Origin of the sequence: Glutamicibacter sp. M10 (genome assembly GCF_025452055.1) — a bacterium.
Classification (GTDB): Bacteria; Actinomycetota; Actinomycetes; order Actinomycetales; family Micrococcaceae; genus Glutamicibacter.
Genome location: NZ_CP104918.1, coordinates 1,099,465 through 1,121,231, shown reverse-complemented (window position 1 = coordinate 1,121,231; position 21,767 = coordinate 1,099,465). Strand labels below are relative to the sequence as shown.

Here is a 21,767-nt window from a genome sequence, read left to right as displayed (position 1 = left end):
CTCCCCAGCTTTATAGGTTTCTGCTCCAGCGGTTGCTCTCAAACTGAGAGGCCAGTCGCACCGGAGCATTAGGCGCTCCATACCCATCGTAGCTAGAACGACGTTCAACTACCTCCAAGAACATGTTGCCAATGGTCTTGGTGTAGAAATGCAAGAACTCCCCCGCTTCATCACGATCATAGAGCAGGTGCAATTCTTTGAGCGTTGTGAGCAGTTGCGAATCAAGGTCAAAGCGTGCGGCCAAGTCTTCATAGTAGTTCGCCGGAACCTGCAAGAACTCCATGCCTCGTGCGCGAGCATCCTTGGCCAACCCAATAATGTCCTCGGTGCGCAGGGCAACATGTTCTGGATATTCATGGTTGCGCTCGATGGCGCTCTCCAGACCATGCGGAACAATATTCAACGCCAGACGCACGCTGGAATCCTCGGTGGAAAGCACCTGCGAACGCACCAGACCCATGGGGCTAGGAACTTCGGTTCCCGGCTGTGCTTTGAGGTTGATGACACTGCTGTAAAACAGCACGGATTCATCAAAGCACTGCCATGGTTGAGCCAGGTTGATGTGGTCAATGCACAGGATGGGCCCATCGTTGACGCCCGTATTAGGCAGCGTCGCTTCTTCAAATTCAATGATCCAGTTTTGTGTATTCTCTGGCGAACTAAAGAAAATCTCGGTGCTGTCAGGGGCAACAAATCCTGGAAGTTCTTGTTCATTAAAGGTTCGCAAGCGCGGGACCTTGGTGGCCAACAAGCTGTTGCCCCGTTCGCCGCTCGCACCGGGATCTAGTACCTGAACGCCAAAACCGGACACCGCTGCTTCAACTCCGCGACTGCGCTGCGAGTTGATGATGATCCGCGCGTCCCCCGAGGTCCATAGCTGCACCGGCTTACGGCGGTGTTGGCCGCGGAAACTAAAGCCCAGTTGGGCCAGCATCCCGCCGACAAGTTCAGGATCCTCGGTACGAATCTCAGCAAAGTCGAATCCGGTGGCGTCTTGAATGCCAGGAAGTTCTTTGAGCTCCAGCGCGTACTGTTCGCCGTTGGATTTTAGTAGCTGTGCCGTCTGAGACTGAAGCCATTGCAGGGACCGCAGGCCGTCGATGGCAGTACGCTCTACGTTGGACTGACGGAATACGTCATTGAAGATTTCAAGGGAAATGATGCCGCTGTATCCCGAGCGCACCAGTTCCGCCAAGAACTGATCGAGTGCAAATCCACCCTGCCCCGGGAAGAGCCGGTAGTGGCGGGACCACGACAAGATATCCATCGAAAGCACTGGGGCGTCAGCCAACTGAACAAAGAATATTTTCTCGCCAGGGATATTCGCAATCTCTGCCGGGTCATCCCCGCGCGAAAGAATGTGAAAGCTATCGATGCACAGGCCCACATTCGCGCGGTCCACCTGCTTCACGATCTCCCAAGAGTGCTGATAGGTGTCAACGTACTTGCCCCAGGCCAGCGCCTCATAGGCAATGCGCACATTGTATTTTGCCGCCAGATCCGAGAGCTGTCGGATCTGCTCGATAAACACTTGGTCGTCGTTGATGGTTGCGGTGCCAACGTTGGAGCACAACAACATCAAATCCATGCCCAGTCGATTCATGAGTTGGAACTTCGCTTCGGCCCGATGCAGGTTAGCTTTCAGCTGACTCTCGGTGACTCCCTCAAAATCTCTGAAGGGTTGGAACAGATCCAAGGTTAGCCCCAGTCGTTGCGCCATGGCTTTGACTTCTTCTGGTGACATCGGGCTAACCAGGAGGTCTTGTTCAAAGATTTCGATGCCGTCAAACCCTGCTTTGGCGCAGGCCAGCAGTTTCTCTTCGAGTGTTCCTGAGAGGCATACGGTGGCGATGGATGTACGCATTACAGTCCCTTTTCCAGCAGTTCCAGCAGGTGCTCGCGCACCTGCTGGGCATCTGGCTTGATGCCGGTGATGATTTCAAAAGCGTCCACGGCTTGTCCCACAGCCATATGTCCGCCGTCCAGAACTTGGCAGCCCAAGTTTCGAGCGGCCACGATCAGTTCTGTATCCACCGGGCGGTAGATGCAATCTGCGACCCAGTGTCGGGCTTCCAGAGCGGCAATATCTAGTGGCACCCCTGGGTGGTGATGCATGCCAATCGGCGTGGCATTAAGTAGCCCATCAACTTGTGCCAGCAACTCAGGCACCTGATCTGGCGTGGCAGCGTGGATGCTGGCCTTGGGGAAGTTTTTGCGAAGTTCTTGGACTCGATGATTCACGCGCTCTTCATCAAGATCAACGATATGCAGTTCTTGGGTTCCAGAATCCAGCAATGCGTACGCGACGGCGGCACCGGCGCCGCCGGCTCCTAGCTGCAGGACGCGCTGCTTGTTAGCTGCGGGAAGACCGGTGTCGAGAGCGCGAGAGAATCCTGAGGCGTCGGTGTTGTGCCCGTGGAATTTGCCGTCGGTGATGACCACGGTGTTAACCGCACCGATGGCTTTGGCGGTGGGTGAGATGTCATCTAAGTGATCAAGTACGAGTTGTTTGCAAGGATGGGTAACGTTGAATGCGTTAAAACCAAGCTTTGCTCCGGCAATGAGCAATTCTCCGATGTCGCTGGCCGGTAGTTTCAGTTCGGTCAGGTCAATAGGCCGGTAGAGGTATCGCAGACCGTGAACCTCGGCAGCTCTTTCGTGCATCGGTGGGGTGAGCGACGGCATCACACCATCACCGATCAAACCGACCAGATAAGACTCCGCACGTGTACTCATTTTCTCCCGCAACTCTTCTTGTTTACTTCAGGTATTGCCTGAGATGTGATTTACATCTACTGTAATGCAATGAACACATTCCGAACAAGTGTACGCATAGCGAACACTGTTCTTGAGCTTCAGCTTTAAACACTCGACGAGGAGTACCTCCGATGCCATCTCCAGATAGCCTCAACGCATCAGCCGATTCAGGCAGTCAGGGCCGCACCCCGGTCAAAGCTGCCGTCGCTAGCTTCATGGGAAGCGCTGTTGAATACTATGACTTCTTCATCTTCGGTTCAGCGGCTGCACTGATTTTTCCGCACATATTCTTCCCTGATACAAACACCAACGCCGCCGTTATGTCGCTGGCAACCTTCGGCTTCGCCTATGTCGCCCGGCCAGTTGGCGCGATCTTTGTGGGCCACTTTGGTGATCGCATTGGACGGCAAAAAGTCTTGATGTTCACCCTCATCTTGATGGGTGCTTCAACCTTCCTTATCGGCTGCCTGCCTACCTTTGACCAGGTCGGCTGGCTGGCGCCTATCTTGTTGGTCTTCGCCCGCCTCTGCCAAGGACTGTCGGCAGCTGGCGAGCAGGCAGGTGCTTCCTCTATGTCACTGGAACACGCGCCGGATAACCGCCGTAGCTTCTTCACCTCGTGGACGTTGACGGGCACTCAGGGTGGTCAGATTCTTGCCGCCATGATCTTTATTCCTGTGGTGGCCTTGCCTGATGAGATCAAGTACGGCATCGGCTGGCGTATCCCGTTCTGGCTTTCGGCCCTGGTTGTTATCGTTACCTTCTTCATTCGTCGTTCGTTGAATGAGACTCCAGAATTTGAAGAAGCCAAGAAGAACAATGAAATCGCCAAGCTTCCGTTGGCTGTACTGCTTCGTTTCCACTGGAAGGACGTTCTGCGCGTCGTATTCTGTGCCTTCATCGCAGCCGTTTCTACCGTTTATGGAACCCTGGCTATTTCCTACGGCAAGACCATCGGCAACATGGACGAATCCATTACTCTCTGGCTGGTTGTCGCCGGTAATATCGGCGCCCTGATTTCGCAGCCGCTGTTCGGCATGCTGGCAGACAAGATCGGCCGCAAGCCGGTGTTCATCTACGGCGCGCTGGGTTCGGCGGCCATCATGCCGTTCTACCTGCGGTCCATGGAGTCGAGCAACGCGCTGGCGCAGTTCACCCTTTCGGTGCTGGTGTTCTCCTGCGCCTATGCGGCAGCGAACGCTGTCTGGCCGAGCTTCTACGCAGAGATGTTCTCCTCGCAGGTGCGCTTCTCCGGGCTGGCCATCGGCACCCAGCTGGGCTTCCTGATGGCGGGCTTCGCGCCGTCCATCGTCGCCGCCTTGGGCGGGCTTGAAGCCAATGGCTGGGTCCAGATCAGCCTGTTCACCGCGGCGATCGCCGTCATTTCCTCGCTCTCGGCGTTGACTGCACGCGAGACCTATCGGGTTCCCACCAAGCAGCTGGGCCACGCGGTCGAGAAGGTCTCCTAGCCGTCTTTGCAAGCATCCCGGCCCGTTTGGCCTGCCTTCCCTTCAAGGAATGCCAAACGGCCGGGATACTGATTTTAAGGGACGCAAGAATGCCGCCCGGGACCGCCTGGATCTCAAGCGTTGGGAGACTCGTTGATGGCGATGCCAAGGAGCGTCCGCTCATTGGCATTCAGCGCACGCTCTTCACGCCAAATGGCGCGCAACTCGCGCATTAACGCCGGGCCGGCAAACGGTACTTCAACCAACGACCCTTGATTGAGCAGGTTCTCCACCGCCAGCTGGCTGAGCACTGCCGGCCCCATGCCTCCGGCTACCAGCTGGGCGATGGTCGCATTGCTATTGAATTCCGCAATCGGCTTGGCCCGTTCAACGGCGGACAAGGAATTCAAAAAGGCCCTGGTCCCCGAGCCTTCCTCGCGCTCGATGAGCGCGGTTTCCTGCAGCTCTTCCAAGGTCACCGGATTCTTCCGCGCTGCCCAAGGATGGGTAGGCGAAACCACGACCAGCATTTCATCGCGGAACACTTCACGGCTCCTGAGAGACGTGGGCAGCTGAGGTGTTTCAACAAATCCGAAGCCGAGCTGCTCCTGTTCCACCGCCTGGATCACGTCGTGGGAATTCATGATCCTCATTCGCGGAATGACGCTGGGCAGCTTCTCATGCAGCTGCCCGATCCATGACGGGGCCAGGTATTCTGCCACCGTCATGCTGGCCCCGAATTCCAGCTCCTTGTTGCCATGTTCGGCCAGCGAGCGCACACCGGCGGAAAATGCGTTCAACCCGGCGAGCGCCTCACGCGCCCACTGGACGGTCAGCACTCCTTCTGCGGTCAGAGTTGATCCGCTGGTTTTCCTGGTCACCAGCGCATATCCCAATCGGCGCTCGAGGGTTTTCAGCGCCCGCGAGGCGTTGGATTGCGCCATGCCGGCCGCCCGGGCGCCTGCGCTGAGGCTCCCGTGATCGGCAATGCCAACCAGCAACTCCAATGATGAGAATTGCAGCCAATGAGACAGGCTCTGCCCTGCTGGCGAATCGCTATCCATATCATGATCATATGCCCGCGATAGCCAGGAGGCGAATACCGCTGGCTAGCGCATCGGCGGAGAATGGTGAGCATGAACCACCTCTCGGGCTCGACCAGCACTGCTTCTGCTTCCGATGCCGGCATGGCCAGCAGAACGCCGCTGGCCACCCGGCTGCTCTCCGGCCCGGTCCCTGGCGTGCTGTTGTGCCTGGCCGTCGGCGCGCTGTGCATGCTCGCCCGCCATTTCACCAGTTCCGTGAGCGCGTTGCTCATCGCCATTGTGCTTGGCGCCCTGTGGCGCAACCTGGCGCCAGTGCCTCATGTTGTTGATTCCGGAGTGGCACTTTCGGCAAAGAAGCTGCTGCGGTGGGGAATCGTCTTTCTGGGATTCCAATTGTCCTTGGAATCCATCCTTGCTCTTGGCCCCGGCGTGCTGCTGGTGGTGGTTTCATCGGTGACCGTCACGTTCCTGCTCACCGCCTGGATCGGCAAGCTGATGGGTCTGGACCTGGAACAACGGCTGTTGATTGCCATTGGCTTTTCCATCTGCGGCGCGGCAGCTGTGGCTGGGGCTGAAGGAACAATCAAGGCCAAGGAGCATCAAGTAGCCACAGCAGTTGGCCTAGTGGTGCTTTTCGGAACCCTGATGATTCCGGCCATGCCCGCGCTGGGCCTGTTTTTGGGTTTGGATGAACGCGGCATCGGCATGCTCGTGGGCGCTTCAACCCATGAGGTGGCACAGGTTGTGGCCGGCGCTGGCTCGGTGTCGGCAGCCGCCTTGGCCGTGGCCGTCACCGTGAAACTGGCCAGGGTTCTCCTGCTCGCTCCGGTGGTTGCCGGAGTCGGAATCTATATGCGGCGCAAGCACAGCGTTCGCGGCGACAAGAATCCGCCGCTGGTGCCCTTGTTCATTATTGGTTTCCTGGCCACCATGCTGGTGCGCACCACCATGGATCTCCCCGAGGTGTTCATCGACGGCGCTTCCACCGTGCAAACCCTGCTCTTGTCTGCGGCCATGTTTGCCCTGGGGCTCGGGGTCCACCTGCGCAGCATCTTCACTACCGGCGTCAAGGCGTTGCTTCTGGGCGTGATCGCAACACTCATCATCATCACGGTGGCAGCCAGCGGAACCGTGCTTTTCCCACCGGCCTAGTTTTGTAGCCAGCAGAGGACGTCGGCCACGCGAGACTTTCCTCGAAACGGGCCTTGGCCAAAAGCCAATATTGACGCGCTAGTTCTATTGGCAAATATTAAGCCAAGTTGTCTTTTAGGACCCTTCATCACGGATTGCGGGTCACCTTCTGGGAGCGGCACGACTTTGCCTCTTGAAGTCTCCAGAGAATGCGGCAAAGGAACTTGCCTGAATTCAGAACTCGATCATCCGAAGCTCTGAATCCTGGACAAGTCCCTTTGCCGCGCACTTAAGACCAAGGATCACGATGGCGCACCAAGCCGGTCCGCTGTAAACCTTTCCCACTAACCCTCTGGTTCCGTTGTCGTTTAGTCAGACGCTATCTCGCGATGTTGTCTCTTGAAGAACGACAAAATCCTTTCCGCAGGAGTGGCAAGGAATTCGAAATCTACATGATCTTCTCTCTCGACGACTTCTTCGTCATTTTGCCGGCTACGCCCCGCGGCTGGTATGCCTCGCTCGCCTGCAGCATTTACGCCTTGGGGATCCAAAGCACGTAATAGAGTATTGATGACTACATCTTCGTAAGCCATGGTGATGCCTCTTAACCCTTGCTCCTCAGGCACTATGAAATTACCGAACTGCCTTAAGAGACCGGAACATTAGTGATCAATTCTGGGAGAGTTCAGAATCGTAGTATTCGATTCCATCACGAATTTCACGAATCGGATCAACAGACATATCGATTTCCGCTACACCCCAGCCAGACCACTGCTGTTCTTTCAGAGTCATGGTCCATTTGCGCCAATCAACAATTCCCTTTTCACCCATAACTCGGAACGATTTGATCATCACGTCATGTCGTTCCATCGGTGTTCCGCTCAATTTGTGCGGGGGTAAATGTGCTGCACAGTCTTTCCAATGAAGTATCGGCGCACGTAGAGCATGCTTGCGAACCACGCTCACCGCGTCGCTTCCGTCAAGAGCGATATGCCCCGCATCTATGCACAGCTTCACCAAATTCGGATCCGTAATGCTCATCAGGGTGTCTATATCCTCGACTCGTGATGCCAGTGAATAGGCGTCTGTATGAATCGCGAGATGCACTCCGCTCTCGGAAGCAATTTTCCCTGCGCCTTCCAGCACGTCAGCGATGGATCCCATAAGATCAGGATCGGCAGGCTTCGCGAATGAATCGGCCGATGCTTCGACTCCGGCCGTTTCCGAGAACTCTGCCCTGGGCACGGTGCTAGTAATCAACGTTTGGCATCCCACCTCACGAAGAAATTCGGCATGTTGCGCCGTCTCCTCATGAAGCCGGTTCAGGGCAACGGCCCTGCTCTTGGCGTCTGGGGCGTCCACGACTGCCTTGAGCGCTGTCGGCAACACATAGCTCGATGAAAGTACGAGGCCGCGCCGGTCTAGCTCCTTCTTGAAAGCAGTAGCGGTCCCATAAGCACGCAACGCATTAACCCAACCACCGGGTGCTGGCGCTAATTCGATGCCGCTAAGTTGTGCTTCGGCAGCGCCGTCCAGCATTTTGTCAAAGAACCGATGAGGGTCCTCGTCAACTTTTCTTTCCCACTCGCTGTAGGCCTGCTCAGCGGGCATATCCCAATATTCAGGGTTGAAAAAAGTGACAATGTCAGTGCTCCATCTCAAGTCCAGGCTCATGCCGTCACCTCGTCTACCGCTACCCATTGGTGGCTATCAGCAGATTGCATTACAGCTTCAATGACGCGCTGAGTACGTGTCGCTTCCGCGAACCCTGGCGTACCCGGCCGTCCTTCGACGATGGCACGTACGAACTTTTGAAGCTGCAGGGATGCATCATCTGCATAACCCGTTCCCATACCGCCCAATGGGTACCAGTAATCCTGGTGATTTTCGTTCAACGTGATAGTCCGGAAGCCTTGCTTGTCTGGGTCATCACTGACCAAGCTGAGCTTGATTTCGTCAGTGTGGTTCCAGTCAAATTCAACGGTGCCGCCCGTGCATTCAAGTTCAAAAAATAGCCGGTTCTTGCGCCCCGAGGCGTACACCGTCGCCGCGAATGAACCAATTGCGCCGTTTTCGAATTTGGTCATCCACAAAGCCGCGTCATCGAGATGGTCTCCGGCTTTCCTTTCTTCGTCCGAAAGCCACGCAGTGTTACTTTTCGGATTCTTTGCGCCGACAATTGCGTTAACCGATTCAATGTCTCCAACGAGATACGAAGCCAAATCGATGATGTGAGAACCGATATCGCCTGTAACGCCAGATCCACCGGCAGACTTCTTGGCGCGCCACCCGCTCAAGACACGTCCGAGCGCTCCGACATCTTGCGTGTAGTGAGCACGGAATTGCAATGGATGGCCCAGGGTCCCGTCGTCAAGCATGTTCTTGATCAAGGTAATTGCAGCTGCATGGCGATAGTTGAAGCCCACTTGGCTCACCGATGAGCTCTTTTCGGCCGCTGCTTGCATGATCTCTGCGTCCTGAAGCGTATTGCTGATGGGCTTCTCGACGAACACATGCTTACCGGCCTGCAGAGCTGCCACAGCGATTTCTGCATGCGACCCTGGAGGAGTCACAATATCGACAACATCAATGTCGTCCCTGGCGATAACAGCACGCCAGTCATCCGACCATTCTTCCCAATTTAGTCGTTGCGCTGCCGACTTTGCCCGTTCTTCATCGGCTTCAACAAGTACGGCCTTGCGAACGACTGCACCTGCATCGGCTGTGATGGGAGCCAATGCCCATCCAAGGCTGTGGGCATACCCCATGAAGCCGCCACCACCGATAATTGCAACTCTAATCTCGTTCATTGTTTTTCCTTATGCTCGTTATTTCTGTTTTATGCAGATCAGATGGGAATGCACCTGGTAATCCTGCAGAGTCGTTCATCAGTTGGCTGGAATGCCGTGTGCCTGAACGGAAAACTCATGGAGCTCGTCCCAGCTCGGCATGGCCAATGAACATTGCGGTCTCGTCGCGACCAGAGCGCCTGCGGCATTAGCGAGGTCCAGTGTTTCCTGCAACGACATCCCTCTGAGCAGCGCATGGCACAATGCACCTCCGAATGCGTCACCTGCTCCCAGGCCGTTGATTACATCTACTGGAATCGGCTTGGACTCAACGCGTTGCGTACGGGTTCTTGCCATTACGCCTTCGGGGCCCATCTTGACGATCGCCAATTCCACGCCACGATCCAGCAAGGCCTCTGCTGCCCGGTCCGGGTCAGTTTCCCCTACTGCAACTCGACACTCTTCGAGATTTCCAACTGTCACCGTGACATGGTCCAGCGCCTTGGAAACGGCTTGGTGCGCTTGGTCCTCGTCTTTCCAGAACATCGGACGATAATCCAGGTCCAAGATGGTGTTGGGCTTACGCCCGCGTTTTTCCCAGGCCATGATGTGGGCAGACTGCGTCGGTTCCTTAGACAAGCCCGTGGCGGTTGCCCAGAAAATAGGGCTCTTCGCAATGAGGTCCAAAGGCAGTTCGTCACCATTAATGTACATATCCGGAGCAGTAGGCTCGCGATAGATATACAGAGGGAAATTATCCGGTGGGAAGACTTCGCAAAAAGTCAGCACCGATTTCATTCCGGCTACGGCTGTTATCCCCGTGTTGTCTACACCAAGGCGGGCAATTTCATTTTTGGCATACTCCCCGAACGGGTCGTCACCGACGCGACTGATCAGCCGTACGGAATTTCCGAGCTGTGCTGCAGCTACCGCAACGTTCGTTGCGCTGCCTCCAATCGACTTGCTGAAGCTGGTGATTTCCTCAAGCCCGACTCCGAATTGTTCCGGATACAGGTCGATGCAAACTCGACCTATCACCACGACATCGGCTTTTTGGTCCATCCTGTTGTTCATCGTTCTTCTGTCTTTCGAATTCGCTCTGCTATTGATTGCAAGTTCTTTGGCGCATGAGAGCGCAGGTAATCGCCAGGATCTGCCGCCCTCGTTGCACGGCTCCAAACAGCCCGACCAGCCAGAAACCCGCTTGCTCCACCCGTCACTGCTGCCAAAACCGCTTCAGGAAATTCTTCGGCAGAAACGCCGGAGGAAAGAACAACCCAAGGGCAGTCAAGTTCGCGAGTGATTGATTTGGCTGTTGCTACTGCCAGTGCTCGATCTTGTTCGCCACCATAGAGGACCTCGGTCTTATATAGGTCTGGCTGCACCTTGGACAGGTCCGATGCGGCCATGATGAGCGCTTCCGAGAAGCCTTCGGCCGATTCCAGATGCCCCTCGCGTGGCCTGACAACGCCCTCGAGCACTCCCGGAATTCCAAACTCGCGGCACCGCTCCATGAAGGCATGAGCAAGCTCGACGGCTTCGGTTCTGCGGTTGGGCTGCCAGGGCAGTAGAAACTTCAAAGCCTTCGCGCCAAAAGCTTGAACAGTTTCGAGAGTCACAGAATCATCAAGTTGAGCGATGTCCATGGGACCACCAGGCTGGCTGGAGCTCAAGATATCGGCGGCCAGGATTACCGGGCACTGTGCGTTTCTCGCTGCTGCTAGCCCGTAATCTTGGTCAAGCAATAGGCCGCTTGCCTGGTCCCCGATAGCCAGAGCCAAGTCAGTCTTGAAACTGGACAATTCATCGTCCGCAATTGCAGCACCCTGCCGGCCTTCACTCAGCATGTGACGTAGCGAGCCTCGCTGATCTACTGCGACCATACTGAACATTCCGTACTCATCACGGAACACATCGATTGGGCCACGTGGGACAGGATCGACATTTGTCTCGTAGCTTGTTTCTTCGATATGAGCGCTCATCGGATCACCACCGGATTAACTGGGGCGCCGCTTGCGCCAACAATCTTGAGGGGCGCAGCAGTGTAGAGAAACTTCCACCGCTTGTCTGCTGCACAGGCATCAGCCAACGAATCCAATTGGCACAGTTCAGTGAAGGCGACCCCGAGATTGCGCATCAAGGCGCAATGCAGCGGAAGCTGGAGCCCCCGGGGTAGAAGCTCAATTCGTTCGCAATGGTGTCAGTAACCAAGTTCGGGATTTCCATTTCCTGGAACCAATCCACTAGTTCGGGACTGTAGATCAATCCTGGTTCGTTCCAATCGTCAAAGAACTCAGAGCTCTGGGTCCGATAGTACGAGCCAATCCAGCCGGTTCTAATCAGCAATATGTCGCGATTGGAAATTTCGATATTTTGAAGCTTGGCGACATCCAAAAGATCTTGCAGAGTGATGGTTTCACCGCGTTGAAGCGCATCTTTGCCGCGGGCACGCGCCACGTCGATCAGAACACCTCGGCCAACGACACCGCGTTCAGCAATTGGCAGTACCGATGCCTTGCTCAATTCGCCCACAGTGCTTTCCGCCGGATAACCATTCCAGACCTTGCCGTCGTACCAGTAGTGAGCTAGCGCGTCGTACTGCGTCGACCCCTGCGTGAACATTTCGATCTTGTCGTCCGCCCAATGATGGCCATCGGACGGTTCTTCTTCTTCACCCCTGATGAAATAACCTTCGTCCATGACTGGGGTGCGTACTGCGGGCTCACGGCCGGGCCACACCGGATCAGGAAGGTCGGGGTCACCGATGGGTACCTGAAGCGTATGAACCTCACCGGACTGGACTGATGCAATTCCTTTCAGAATTTGGGCTGCATCCAAGTAATTGAGGCTGCCGACCTCATCTTGCTCGCCCCACTTGCCCCAATTCTTCGGCGCGTTCGGGCCAAGCAGTTCGTTGATAGTAGTGGCAATGACGTTCTGAGACATGTGTCCACCTTTCAAATTTGAGTGGCCATCAAGGGCCCGCGTCCAATTTTGTAAATCTTCGGATACCGCCTATGGCACCAGGCAATCCGAATTACTTAGTTGGCGGTCTTTGCTTGTTCAAGCAATCGCTGGATATAGAGGGCTCGATTCACGTCAATCTCGTGAGAATTGCCAGACCTTACGACTTCGGCGAATTCTCGGCGAATAACGTGAGGCGTCTCAGGGTCACCGTCTTTGCCCACGAATTCGCATTCGAGTTCGCCGTCTTCGGTATATACCTTGACGCCGGCTACGTCAGTGACGACGGGGCTAGTGAGCGACAAAGCGGCCTGGCTCAAAACCCCGTTCTCATGAGTAGCCGTCAAGATGTACCAGCGCTGTGGATCGCCTTCACCGCGAACTTGGGTAATAGGCCCAACTGCCGCGTCCAAAGTGTCCAGAACGTGCGGCCCAAGATCGAGGAGGCCGCCTTTTTCAATTCGCCAAGGAGTTGCAAAAGTGCCACCTGGAAGTGCTGCCTGATTGATGTAGCTTCCAACAGCGCCAATCGGCTTCTGTTTCCGTGCATCAGCCAAGAATTCACGAATGCGTGGGCTGAACCGGTTAGTGAACATGACCTGCGTAGCTACGTTGGCTTCGTTCAGGGTGCTCGTTAATTTCTCGGCCTGTTCAAGATCCACACCAAGTGGTTTTTCCAACAACATCGGTTTGCCGGCCGGCGCGGCCTTTGCCGCCAGTTCCGCCTGAATGAATGGCGGGACGGCGAAGACAATTGCATCTACGGACTCGACCAAGTCTTCGAAGGAGCCGGAGACCACGCCTCCGAACTCATCAACGATTTCCTGGGCAGCTTCTTGTCGACGAGCCCAGACAGCCGTAAGCTCCGCTTCAGGGCCTCCGGTGATCATTGGCGCATGAAAAATCTTTGCCCACGGGCCGGCGCCAACGAGTCCAATTTTTACTGCAGTCATCTTGTCCTACTTTCTTTTGTTGTTTCTGTTCATTGCGGAGACAGTCGACGTCTTCCGCAATGCAATGAATTCAATGAGCGATTTAGCCCACTTCAAATTTCCGAGCTTGAAAGCTCCGCTAGGATCGGTCACCTTCTGCACGGCCAAGGCAGCCATACAAATTGGGATGCAGACGTTTCATCCGAATCGCAACCAGACAGCCCGCGCTGATGAACAGGATCGGGATCAGCAGGAGCCAAAGCCGTTCTCCTGGCTCTCCGCCGACGAGAAGATCGAATCGAACAAGCGCAAACACTACGACTGCACAAAGAATGAATGCGGCGATCAGAGGCGCAGTTTTCACCCTCCACACTGATTCGCCTGCCGGGCGGCCAGCCATAGCGAAGTATCGGACCACTGCAAAACTCACCAAGGCCATCAGGGACAGAACCCCTGCCGTTCCCAAGCCACTGCCAGTTCCGATAACTAGGTCCTCGTCGTGAATGATGAGCCCACCAAGAATGAGAAGTACGCCAACCAGAACGGAGTTCGTTCCCGACGCTTTGTATGGCGACTTGTGAACCGGGTGTACAGCAGCCAAGAAGCTCGGAAGAGCATGATCTGCACCGAGGTTTTGAAGGTATCGTGCAACCACATTGTGTGTAGATAGCACCGATGCCAGCGCTGAAGTTGCTACCAAAACCAGCGTCACTGTGGCCAAGCTGTTGCTGACGTAAGTTGCCATCGCTGAATCAAACATCGTTGTTGGGTCATCAACCGCATGCGAGACCGCGCTTGATCCATAGGCGGTAATCATTGAGTACGCAGAAATCGCGTAGAACCCGCCGATGAGGAAGACAGCCATATACGTTGCCCGAGGAATCGTCTTTCCTGGATTTCGAACTTCGTCCCGATACAGAGCAGTTGCTTCAAATCCGACGAAATTTCCGAAAGCAAACAACAATGCCATGCCTGTGCCGGCATTCAAGAACTTGGCTGGGTTCAGGGGCTCAACTGACAGCCCGCTTTCACCGCCCTTGCCGAGAACGACGACGTTGAAAATTGCTACCAAGATAATCTCCAGGACCATGACGATGCCCAGTACCTTGGCGGAAAGTTCAATTTGGAAGTGGCCAAGGACGGTGATGACAATCCAACTGGCTGCAGTGCACAAGTACCACGGGATAATTGGTCCGCCTAAGGCTTCCACAGCAGAAGAAACCATTGTCCCGGTAAATGTATAGATGCCAACCGTAATCAGCATGTACGAAACCGTTGCTAGGTAGGCTCCGCCAAGTCCAAGCGTCTTCCCGAGCCCCAGTGAAATGTAGGCGTAGAAAGCTCCTGGGCGTTTGATGTGCTTAGTCATGGTGGTGTAGCCAACCGAAAAGATCGCTAGACCGATAGTTGCCACGACCCAGGCCAGAGGCGCCGTTTCACCAACAAAGCCAATTGCGAAGGCAATATATCCCGAAACGGTCACAATGGGAGCGGAAAAGGCGAGGACGCTCAGAACTAGCGACGTTGCACCTAGATTTCCTGACAATCGAGTAGTTGATGACGGGAGTTGCGTAGGCAACGCCCCTACATCCTTGGATGTTTTAGTCATGGTGGGTTCCTTGGAGAGAGGGAGGGAACGAACCGCACTTGCCGGTCGTGTGATGCGCAGCACCGGTGCGATTGTCACCACGCTACCTAACGATCGTAAGTTAGGGAAGAGGTTGTTTGTTTTTGTTTACAAGACGTTTACGAACTCCGAAAAATTCACCCTAGACATCCTAACGAACGTTAGGTAGCGTTATGGTAATCAAGAATCATGTTCTACATAGATACTAGACGTGTCTATAGTCTCATTAGGAGATATTATGTCCATTTCTACAAATTATTTGTCAGGCATCATGCCGGACAGTGGACAAAATGATGAAAAAATTTCAGCCCACGTTGCGATTGTTGGCTCCGGCCCAACCGGATGTTTCGCCGCACTCGCAATGCTCAAATGTATCCCCGAAGTACGCATTACAGTCTTCGAAGCCAGGCCTGCTCCATACGGACTTTTACGCTACGGAGTGGCTCCTGACCATCAAGGAATGAAAAACGTGACTCGGCAGTTTGAGCGGTTATTCGGATCGAACCAAGTCGAATTCGTAGGCAACGTTCGAATCGGGCAAGATCTCCCTTTTGAAGTCCTCCAGGAAAACTTTGATTTTGTAGTCATAGCGACAGGGCTTCCTTCTGAACGGGCACTTCCTGTGCCGGTCCACCCCGGTGCCAAGATTTGGGGTGCCAGCCAGTTGCTTCGCTACCTCAACGCCGATCCAGACAGTGACCTTCGCACAAAAGAAACTGTGGAGTTAGGCGACTCTGTTCTCATCATCGGCTCAGGAAATGTCGCAATGGATGTAGCGAGATTACTCGCCAAGTCAGATGAGGGTTTTGATGGATCGGATGTCGATGACGCGGCTCGAGAAGCGTTAGCGCCGTCGAAAATCACTCGCATCACGTTGCTCTCCCGAAGCCCCTACGAACAAGTTCGTTGGGACCCGTCGATGTTCAAGGAGCTGTGCTCCATCCCCGGTGTTGAGGTCTATCTGGACGGAAGACGCTCCACGGAAAGGACTGACACATTCTCGGGGCCAACGCGCCATCAACGACTTCGCGTCGAAGTTTTCTTCAACCAGAAACTGCGCGAAATCGACCTCCAAGAAGACAATGCCTATGCCAATCAAATAACTGTCAGAACTCAAAATGGAACATCTGACGCTCACCTGTCCGCAGAGTCTCCCAAAACGTCCTTTCGGGCATCGGCTGTCATTACTGCGATTGGCTTCGAAGAGCGTCGTATCGGTTTTGGCGAAGTTCCTGCCGACAATGTATTTCGCGCCGGCGGGTGCGCTACCGGCCGGCTAGGAAACCTCGCCGAAAACCGAGCGCTTGCAAAACAGACTGCGCAACTGGTCGCCGCAAAGGTGGGAAAACAATCTAAACTCACGGGTTTGGCCGGCGTTGCACCATTCCTGGCTCAAACTCCGGTTTCGTTTTCTGATTGGAAAGCCATTGATGAAGCTGAAGTAACTAGGGCACGGCCCGGTCGCATCAGGCAAAAGTTCACATCATGGTCCGAAATGAGCGACGTAGTCGCACAGACGCGCAGCTAATAACTTCTTGCTTCACCGCACTAATCAACCAACACCTAATCACAAAAGGAAACACCGATGACTCGAGTCAACGTTTGGTATGGAACAGAATCCGGAAACGCAGAAATGGTGGGAGATGAGATCGCCGCAGCGCTTTCCTCCACGGGGTTCACGAGCAATTTAGGCGAACTGCCCGACACCAGTGTTTCAGACGTTTCCAACGCAGAACTCACCATTTTCGTTACTTCCACCTACGGCGAGGGCGGGCTGCCGGCAACGACAGAACCTTTCTACGACGCGCTGTCGGCTGAACGCCCAGATCTAAGCGGACTCAAGTTCGCCGCTTTCGGATTGGGAGATCGCACCTACGAAAACTACAACAACGCGGTAGCAACAGTTTCTACGCTTTTGATCGACCTAGGAGCTGAACAAATCGGGCCAACCGGAAAGCATGACGCAGTGACCGGACTCGATCCCGCGCAGGTTGCCCAAGAATGGCTCACGAACGAGATCCTGCCCATCCTCAATGCCGAAGGTGAATCCGAACAAGTGGAAAAAAGCTCACACTCTTCAGACCTGTTCCCATGGAGCAACGAAGACTTCCAAAAAATCCTCATCCCTGGTACGACGCAGCTCGCGAACTGGGCCCCGTTCATCAGACTGACGACACGACATTCGTCGTTCTTGGCTACGATGAGGCGATGAAATTCGTCAAGGAACCAAGCATGAGCATCCGTGAGCCAGATTGGATTCAAGAGAATCCATGGAAGGCTTTTGGAAATACCGTTCTCTCTCTTGACCCGCCTAATCACACAAAGGCACGTCGATTGTTTTCTCGCTGGTTCACCCCGAAGCTGATCAAGCAGTGGGTCGAAGCGACGAAGACTTCCATGGAGGAAATCCTCGCTGGGTACAAGCCAGGACAGGTAATCGACGGCCACTTCGATTTGGGCGTTGTTCCGACTCATACAACCATGGCGCAGGTACTGGGATTCCCAGACGGCGAAGTAGAGCCGCTGTTCTGGGCACTGTGGAATGCAATGTTGATTCAGGCAACTGATCCTGCCCCTGGAACGCGCGAAAAGTCCATCGAAAGCCTAGACTACATGTTTAACACAACCGCGAAGCTGCTCAAGGAAAAGGAAGAGAGTCCAGGCAACGGTTTGGCAGATGAGCTGCTAGCGGCAAGCAAACGGGGTGAAATCACCGAACGAGAAGTTCTGGAAAATATGGTACTTTTCTACATGTCAGGCGCCCCGAATCCAGCATATCTAGTAGGCGCCGGACTTGAGATCTTCGCCGAGCATCCAGAAGTCCTTCGAGAGTACCGGGATAATCCAGGAGCCCGCGAACAGATTGTCAACGAGATCGCTCGGCTAAATCCCGTCGAACTCCTGCTTACCCGATTCCCGACCCAAGACATCGAAATTGCGGGCATCTCCATTCCGGCTGGTTCAATGGTCAAATTCCCTATCGGGGCCGTGAATCGCGATCCGAAAATTTTTGACAGCCCACACAAGTTTGATTTCACGCGGCCGATCGATGCGAGCCGAAACCTTACCTTCGGTTTGGGTACCCATAGTTGTGCAGGTCAGTTGATTGCCCGTGCTGAAATTGACATCATCTTCACAATGATTGCGGAGCGATTTACCGAAGTCACGATTGCTCAGGAGCCAATTCGCGTCATCACGGATCGATTAGTCGCATACGACAAGATGCCTGTCACTCTGTCGTAGTAACCCGTTTTGCTTGGTGGAGAGCTCCGCAAAGCTCTCCACCAAGCGATCGCCTTGATCGCACCAACGCAAACTAGTCAGCTTTTGCCTCAATGAAGGTCTAATGATCAGCTCCAACTGGACTCGACTTTTACGTAGGAAAGATCATTGCGTCGAAAACTCGCAATCTCGAATTGAACAGTACATTCGAACGGGAGACAACAGTTTTTACAGTGGAGCAGAGCAAGCTGCGAGCAAGTTAGATTTGCAGGATAAACAGATAAGATGATGGTTATGACCGCTAATGGAGCAACGACAAAAAAGAAAAAGACAACGTCAGAGCCTATGGCGACAACTTTTCGCCAGCTTGCGTTGGATGAATTCGCGCGTCAGTTCGATACCGCTCATATAGACGACATGTCTCCTGCTAAGCGTCGTGTCGTCGAAGCATTCCTAAGGCTGTGCGTAGTACACGGGATGCAGTCCGTTAGCATGCGTACGTTGGCAAAAGAACTTGATATCAAGGCACCTACAATTTATTCGCATTTCCCAGGTGGTCGCGACGAAATCATCGCGGAATCCCTGCGCTGGCACTTCCATCATTTTTGCAGCGCCCTTGTTGATGCAGTTCGCCCCGCGAAGGACGCTTCGTCCTTTCTCGACTCGATGATCCGGCTCCACTTCGTACGCCAGGTTCAATTGCCCGAAAGCAATTTGTGGGATTTGATTGTTGGTATCGACCGATCAGTGCAAATCCTTCCTGTGGATCTCAGCGTGCAAGTGGCGCATTGGGTCGATCTATACGAATCGCTGTACATTGCGGTTGCTCGTGACCTCGGACTCGAAGATGTCTCGATCAAGGTGAAAATGGTCAACACACTGCTGGAGGGTTCAACCAGATGGTTCGAACCTACAAAGACAGCCAAGGGCCTGTCTCGAGGCGCTGATCAAGCCGTGGCCATCGCCCGTCAAATTCTCGGATTGGCCGCTTCCTAACCGGCCCGATCACCACCAGAATCAACACTTAGTTTCTTTGTCCAATTCTCAACACAAATCCTTATATCCATCTCTGCCTACCGACCGTTAGTTAGCAGAAGATGCTTTCGCAACCCTAGACATCGAGAGATAAATGATCACAGTTAAAAGAGCATTCGACCATATCGGCATGTCTGTCCCCGATCTTGAGGAAGCAGTCGACTTTTTTGTCGATGCCCTAGGATTCGAAGTGGTTATCAAGGCAGGTCCGTTTGATGATTTTGGATATGTCTGGCCTGGTGAGCTGGAACCCGAGCCAGGAACACTGCGACAAGCGAACCTGGTACTGGGTAATTCATTCAATATCGAGCTACTTGAGTACACGAATCGAACTGCCACCCTTCCTGATGCAGCGCCTCGACCTGCGGATCCAGGAGGCTGGCACCTATGCCTGCATGTCGACGACATTGATAAGGCAAGCGACGAATTAGCAAGTCGTCTAGACACCACTCAAATTTCGGACATCATCCAGGAAGAACAGGATATGGAAGGACTAAGGTGGGCCTATTTCAGAACCACATGGGGGTTAGTACTCGAACTCATTCAGTGGTCTCCTGGAATGCCTTACGAATCAACGACGCAGGCACGAATGGCATTGCCCCGCTGGGCCTAATTCCCAAGAAACTGAAAACTGCTGATGTTTTCCGCTGAAGGCATCCGGTAGTTTCCAAGTTCACTGAACCACTCCCCTACAAGTTCTCAAGCGTTATGCCACACCCGGCTTCCACAATCTTCAAAGGTTAAAATTGCAATGCACATTTCGAATTCCCCGGCACGAGGCGAACTGACTCGACGTCGGCGCGCCGTGTTCGCGGCATTTGTCGCTTTCGGTCTGGTTCTGGGGTCGTGGGCAGTTCACCTGCCAATTTTGAAATTCAATCTACACGCAAGTACATCCGAATTAGGGATCATCCTGCTCATACTGGGCGGTGGCGCATTTTCGGAATGCAGGCCAGCGGATATGCCGCCAACAAATTCGGGAGCGGGAAAGTCGCAGCCATCGGCTCATTGGCGCTCTCGATAACCATCGTTCCTCCACTTTTCTGCTCGACCTGGGCATCTGCAGCGATAGCTTCACTGGCATTGGGCATTAGCGTGGGGATCATTGAAGTAGGAGCTAATGCCGCCGCCGTAGAAGTTGAACGCGAGTACCAACGGCCCATCATGTCGTCTTTCCACGGCATGTTTTCCGTAGGCAGTGTGCTGGGCTCAGTGATCGGAGCCGGCGCATTTGCTCTAAACATCAGTTATCGGTTCACGCTGCCTACCATTGCCCTAATGGTGCTCATTTTGCTTGTTGTCTCAGCAAAAACGCTGATGACAATTCAGACAGACCCGACTCCACCAATTGTGACCGGCTCAACCGCTACCTCAAGCAAGGTTCACCGAAGCAAACGCCATACGATGCAGCTCATCGCTTACGGATGCTTGGCGTTCCTGCTCTTGCTGACCGAAGGATCTGCCATGGATTGGAGCAGCCTTCACGCCCAGGAGCACTTGGACGCGACATCCAGCGGTGCTGCACTAGCCTTGGCGTGCTTTGTGAGCGCAATGACAATTGGACGATTCACAATCGACCGTCTCGCGGAACGAATCGGTCCCGCGCGAATTCTCCGTTATGGCGCTGCCCTGTCGATCGCCGGGCTCATAGCCGTCATTTGCTCTCCAGTCCTTCCGCTTGCGTGCATTGGCTGGGCTGCTACGGGGCTAGGCCTCTCTGGCTGTGTCCCGCAGGTATTTACCGCAACAGGAAACCTTCATGGTTCAAATGCCAAAGAATTAGCCCGCGTCGTCGGCGCTGGATATATTGCGGTGCTCGCCGGTCCCGCGATCATCGGTTGGCTCGCCGACCAGCTTGGAATCAACAACGCCTTCATCCTGCCAATCATTGGCATGGTTATCTGCCTAGCATCCGCCAACGTATTGGAACCGAAGAAAGAGCCAGTAGCGACCCACTAAGCAAGTACGCACAGGCCTGCTTCGGGGAAACGCCCCTGAATCTACCGCGCGCTCCACCCGCCGTCCATGGTGTAGGAGGCACCGGTAACCATGCCGGCCTTATCGGAGCTGAGCCAAGCAGCCAGGGAAGCGACTTCATCAGGCTCGACGAGCCTCTTGATTGCGGACTCGGTGAGCATGATTTTCTGTACCACTTCCGACTCCGGAATCTGATGCAGCTTGGCCTGGTCTGCGATCTGCTTTTCCACCAGGGCCGTACGGACGTAGCCCGGGTTGATGCAGTTGCTGGTGATCCCATGCTCCGCGCCTTCCAGCGCAGTGACCTTGGACAACCCTTCCAGACCGTGCTTGGCCGAAACATAGGCGCTCTTGAAAGCGCTGGCGCGCAGGCCATGAATCGATGAGATGTTGATGATCCGCCCGAAGCCGCGCTCGCGCATTCCGGGAAGGGTTGCGCGGATCAACAGGAAGGGCGCTTCCAGCATCAGCCGGTGGATCAGCCGCCAGGCTTCGGGTTCGAATTCGTGGATCGCGGCCACTTTCTGGATGCCGGCGTTGTTGATCAAGATGTCGGTATCAATGCTGAGCTGCTCCAGTGCCGCGGTATCCGAAAGATCCACTGCCCACGCTGTTCCGCCGATCTTGCTCGCCGCTTTTTGGGCTGCTTCCTCGTTCAGGTCAGCGATTGTCACCTTGGCACCGGCTTGGGCCAAGGCCTGGGCGCAGGCGAAACCGATTCCCGAGGCTCCCCGGTGACCAATGCGCGCCGGCCGTGCAATCCGCCCGTGGTGCTCGTTGGCAGTTCTGATTCTTGAGTCATGGCCGGTGATATCCCTTCATGCGCACCATTGCGGCAG

19 protein-coding genes and 1 pseudogene are annotated in these 21,767 nt (G+C 54.7%); 8 read left to right on the top strand and 12 right to left on the bottom strand.

Going from position 1 to position 21,767, the window contains the following annotated elements; translation table 11 throughout:
* Positions 1-10: 10 nt before the first annotated feature.
* Together N6V40_RS05460 and N6V40_RS05455 are read right to left on the bottom strand one after the other, a co-directional pair.
* Positions 11-1,864 carry a bifunctional sugar phosphate isomerase/epimerase/4-hydroxyphenylpyruvate dioxygenase family protein gene (locus N6V40_RS05460; RefSeq protein WP_131089197.1) on the bottom strand — a complete coding sequence of 618 codons (1,854 nt, stop codon included), beginning with the start codon at positions 1,862-1,864 and terminating at the stop codon, positions 11-13.
* Positions 1,864-2,736: a shikimate dehydrogenase gene (locus tag N6V40_RS05455; RefSeq protein WP_131089198.1), complete on the bottom strand. Its 873-nt coding sequence runs from the start codon at positions 2,734-2,736 to the stop codon at positions 1,864-1,866. The genes N6V40_RS05460 and N6V40_RS05455 overlap by 1 nt, the downstream gene beginning before the upstream one ends.
* Positions 2,737-2,888: 152 nt before the next feature.
* Here N6V40_RS05455 and N6V40_RS05450 point away from each other — a divergent pair, with 152 nt between their 5' ends.
* Positions 2,889-4,226, top strand: a complete 1,338-nt coding sequence (locus tag N6V40_RS05450; RefSeq protein ID WP_131089199.1) for an MFS transporter — start codon at positions 2,889-2,891, stop codon at positions 4,224-4,226.
* 113 nt (positions 4,227-4,339) lie between these two features.
* Here N6V40_RS05450 and N6V40_RS05445 read toward each other — a convergent pair whose 3' ends face one another.
* A complete protein-coding gene (locus N6V40_RS05445) occupies positions 4,340-5,269 on the bottom strand; it encodes a LysR family transcriptional regulator (RefSeq protein ID WP_131089200.1) in 930 nt (309 codons plus the stop codon).
* Positions 5,270-5,341: 72 nt separating this feature from the next.
* Here N6V40_RS05445 and N6V40_RS05440 point away from each other — a divergent pair, with 72 nt between their 5' ends.
* Positions 5,342-6,403 carry a YeiH family protein gene (locus N6V40_RS05440; RefSeq protein WP_262199318.1) on the top strand — a complete coding sequence of 354 codons (1,062 nt, stop codon included), beginning with the start codon at positions 5,342-5,344 and terminating at the stop codon, positions 6,401-6,403.
* A gap of 347 nt (positions 6,404-6,750) precedes the next feature.
* On the opposite strand, the gene N6V40_RS05435 is transcribed toward N6V40_RS05440, so the two are convergent.
* From N6V40_RS05435 to N6V40_RS05400, 8 genes are all read right to left on the bottom strand, one after another.
* Complete coding sequence (locus N6V40_RS05435; RefSeq protein ID WP_131089201.1) at positions 6,751-6,975, bottom strand: hypothetical protein; 225 nt, start codon at positions 6,973-6,975, stop codon at positions 6,751-6,753.
* Between the two features lie 76 nt (positions 6,976-7,051).
* Positions 7,052-8,056, bottom strand: coding sequence for a sugar phosphate isomerase/epimerase family protein (locus N6V40_RS05430; RefSeq protein WP_262199317.1), 1,005 nt, complete (start codon positions 8,054-8,056; stop codon positions 7,052-7,054).
* Positions 8,053-9,192 carry a Gfo/Idh/MocA family protein gene (locus tag N6V40_RS05425; protein ID WP_131089203.1) on the bottom strand — a complete coding sequence of 380 codons (1,140 nt, stop codon included), beginning with the start codon at positions 9,190-9,192 and terminating at the stop codon, positions 8,053-8,055. Before N6V40_RS05425 ends, N6V40_RS05430 begins: the two co-directional genes overlap by 4 nt.
* A gap of 78 nt (positions 9,193-9,270) precedes the next feature.
* A complete protein-coding gene (gene iolC / locus N6V40_RS05420) occupies positions 9,271-10,245 on the bottom strand; it encodes a 5-dehydro-2-deoxygluconokinase (RefSeq protein ID WP_242632494.1) in 975 nt (324 codons plus the stop codon).
* Entirely contained in the window at positions 10,242-11,153 is a 912-nt protein-coding gene (locus N6V40_RS05415) for a hypothetical protein (RefSeq protein ID WP_131089204.1), read from the bottom strand. Before N6V40_RS05415 ends, iolC begins: the two co-directional genes overlap by 4 nt.
* A 154-nt stretch (positions 11,154-11,307) precedes the next feature.
* Positions 11,308-12,117 carry a cyclase family protein gene (locus N6V40_RS05410; protein ID WP_262199316.1) on the bottom strand — a complete coding sequence of 270 codons (810 nt, stop codon included), beginning with the start codon at positions 12,115-12,117 and terminating at the stop codon, positions 11,308-11,310.
* A gap of 95 nt (positions 12,118-12,212) precedes the next feature.
* Positions 12,213-13,088, bottom strand: a complete 876-nt coding sequence (locus N6V40_RS05405; RefSeq protein ID WP_131089206.1) for a Gfo/Idh/MocA family protein — start codon at positions 13,086-13,088, stop codon at positions 12,213-12,215.
* Positions 13,089-13,206: 118 nt separating this feature from the next.
* Positions 13,207-14,676 carry an APC family permease gene (locus N6V40_RS05400; protein WP_131089207.1) on the bottom strand — a complete coding sequence of 490 codons (1,470 nt, stop codon included), beginning with the start codon at positions 14,674-14,676 and terminating at the stop codon, positions 13,207-13,209.
* 256 nt (positions 14,677-14,932) lie between these two features.
* Between N6V40_RS05400 and N6V40_RS05395 the strand changes: the two genes are divergently transcribed.
* The 6 genes from N6V40_RS05395 to N6V40_RS05370 all read left to right on the top strand — a co-directional run bounded on the left by N6V40_RS05395 (position 14,933) and on the right by N6V40_RS05370 (position 20,910).
* On the top strand, positions 14,933-16,222 hold the full coding sequence (locus N6V40_RS05395) for an FAD-dependent oxidoreductase (RefSeq protein ID WP_131089208.1): 1,290 nt from the start codon (positions 14,933-14,935) through the stop codon (positions 16,220-16,222).
* Positions 16,223-16,279: 57 nt separating this feature from the next.
* Complete coding sequence (locus tag N6V40_RS05390; RefSeq protein WP_262199315.1) at positions 16,280-16,906, top strand: flavodoxin domain-containing protein; 627 nt, start codon at positions 16,280-16,282, stop codon at positions 16,904-16,906.
* 20 nt (positions 16,907-16,926) lie between these two features.
* The gene (locus N6V40_RS05385; protein ID WP_262199313.1) at positions 16,927-17,937 is read left to right on the top strand and encodes a cytochrome P450; all 1,011 of its coding nucleotides are present in this window, start codon (positions 16,927-16,929) and stop codon (positions 17,935-17,937) included.
* Positions 17,938-18,201: 264 nt separating this feature from the next.
* Positions 18,202-18,912, top strand: a complete 711-nt coding sequence (locus N6V40_RS05380; RefSeq protein WP_131089210.1) for a TetR/AcrR family transcriptional regulator — start codon at positions 18,202-18,204, stop codon at positions 18,910-18,912.
* A 133-nt stretch (positions 18,913-19,045) separates the two neighbouring features.
* A complete protein-coding gene (locus tag N6V40_RS05375) occupies positions 19,046-19,564 on the top strand; it encodes a VOC family protein (protein WP_131089211.1) in 519 nt (172 codons plus the stop codon).
* A gap of 332 nt (positions 19,565-19,896) precedes the next feature.
* Positions 19,897-20,910, top strand: coding sequence for an MFS transporter (locus N6V40_RS05370; protein WP_262199311.1), 1,014 nt, complete (start codon positions 19,897-19,899; stop codon positions 20,908-20,910).
* Positions 20,911-20,951: 41 nt separating this feature from the next.
* On the opposite strand, the pseudogene N6V40_RS05365 reads toward N6V40_RS05370, so the two are convergent.
* Positions 20,952-21,730: pseudogene (locus N6V40_RS05365) on the bottom strand (3-hydroxybutyrate dehydrogenase).
* Between the last annotated feature and the right edge of the window lie 37 nt (positions 21,731-21,767).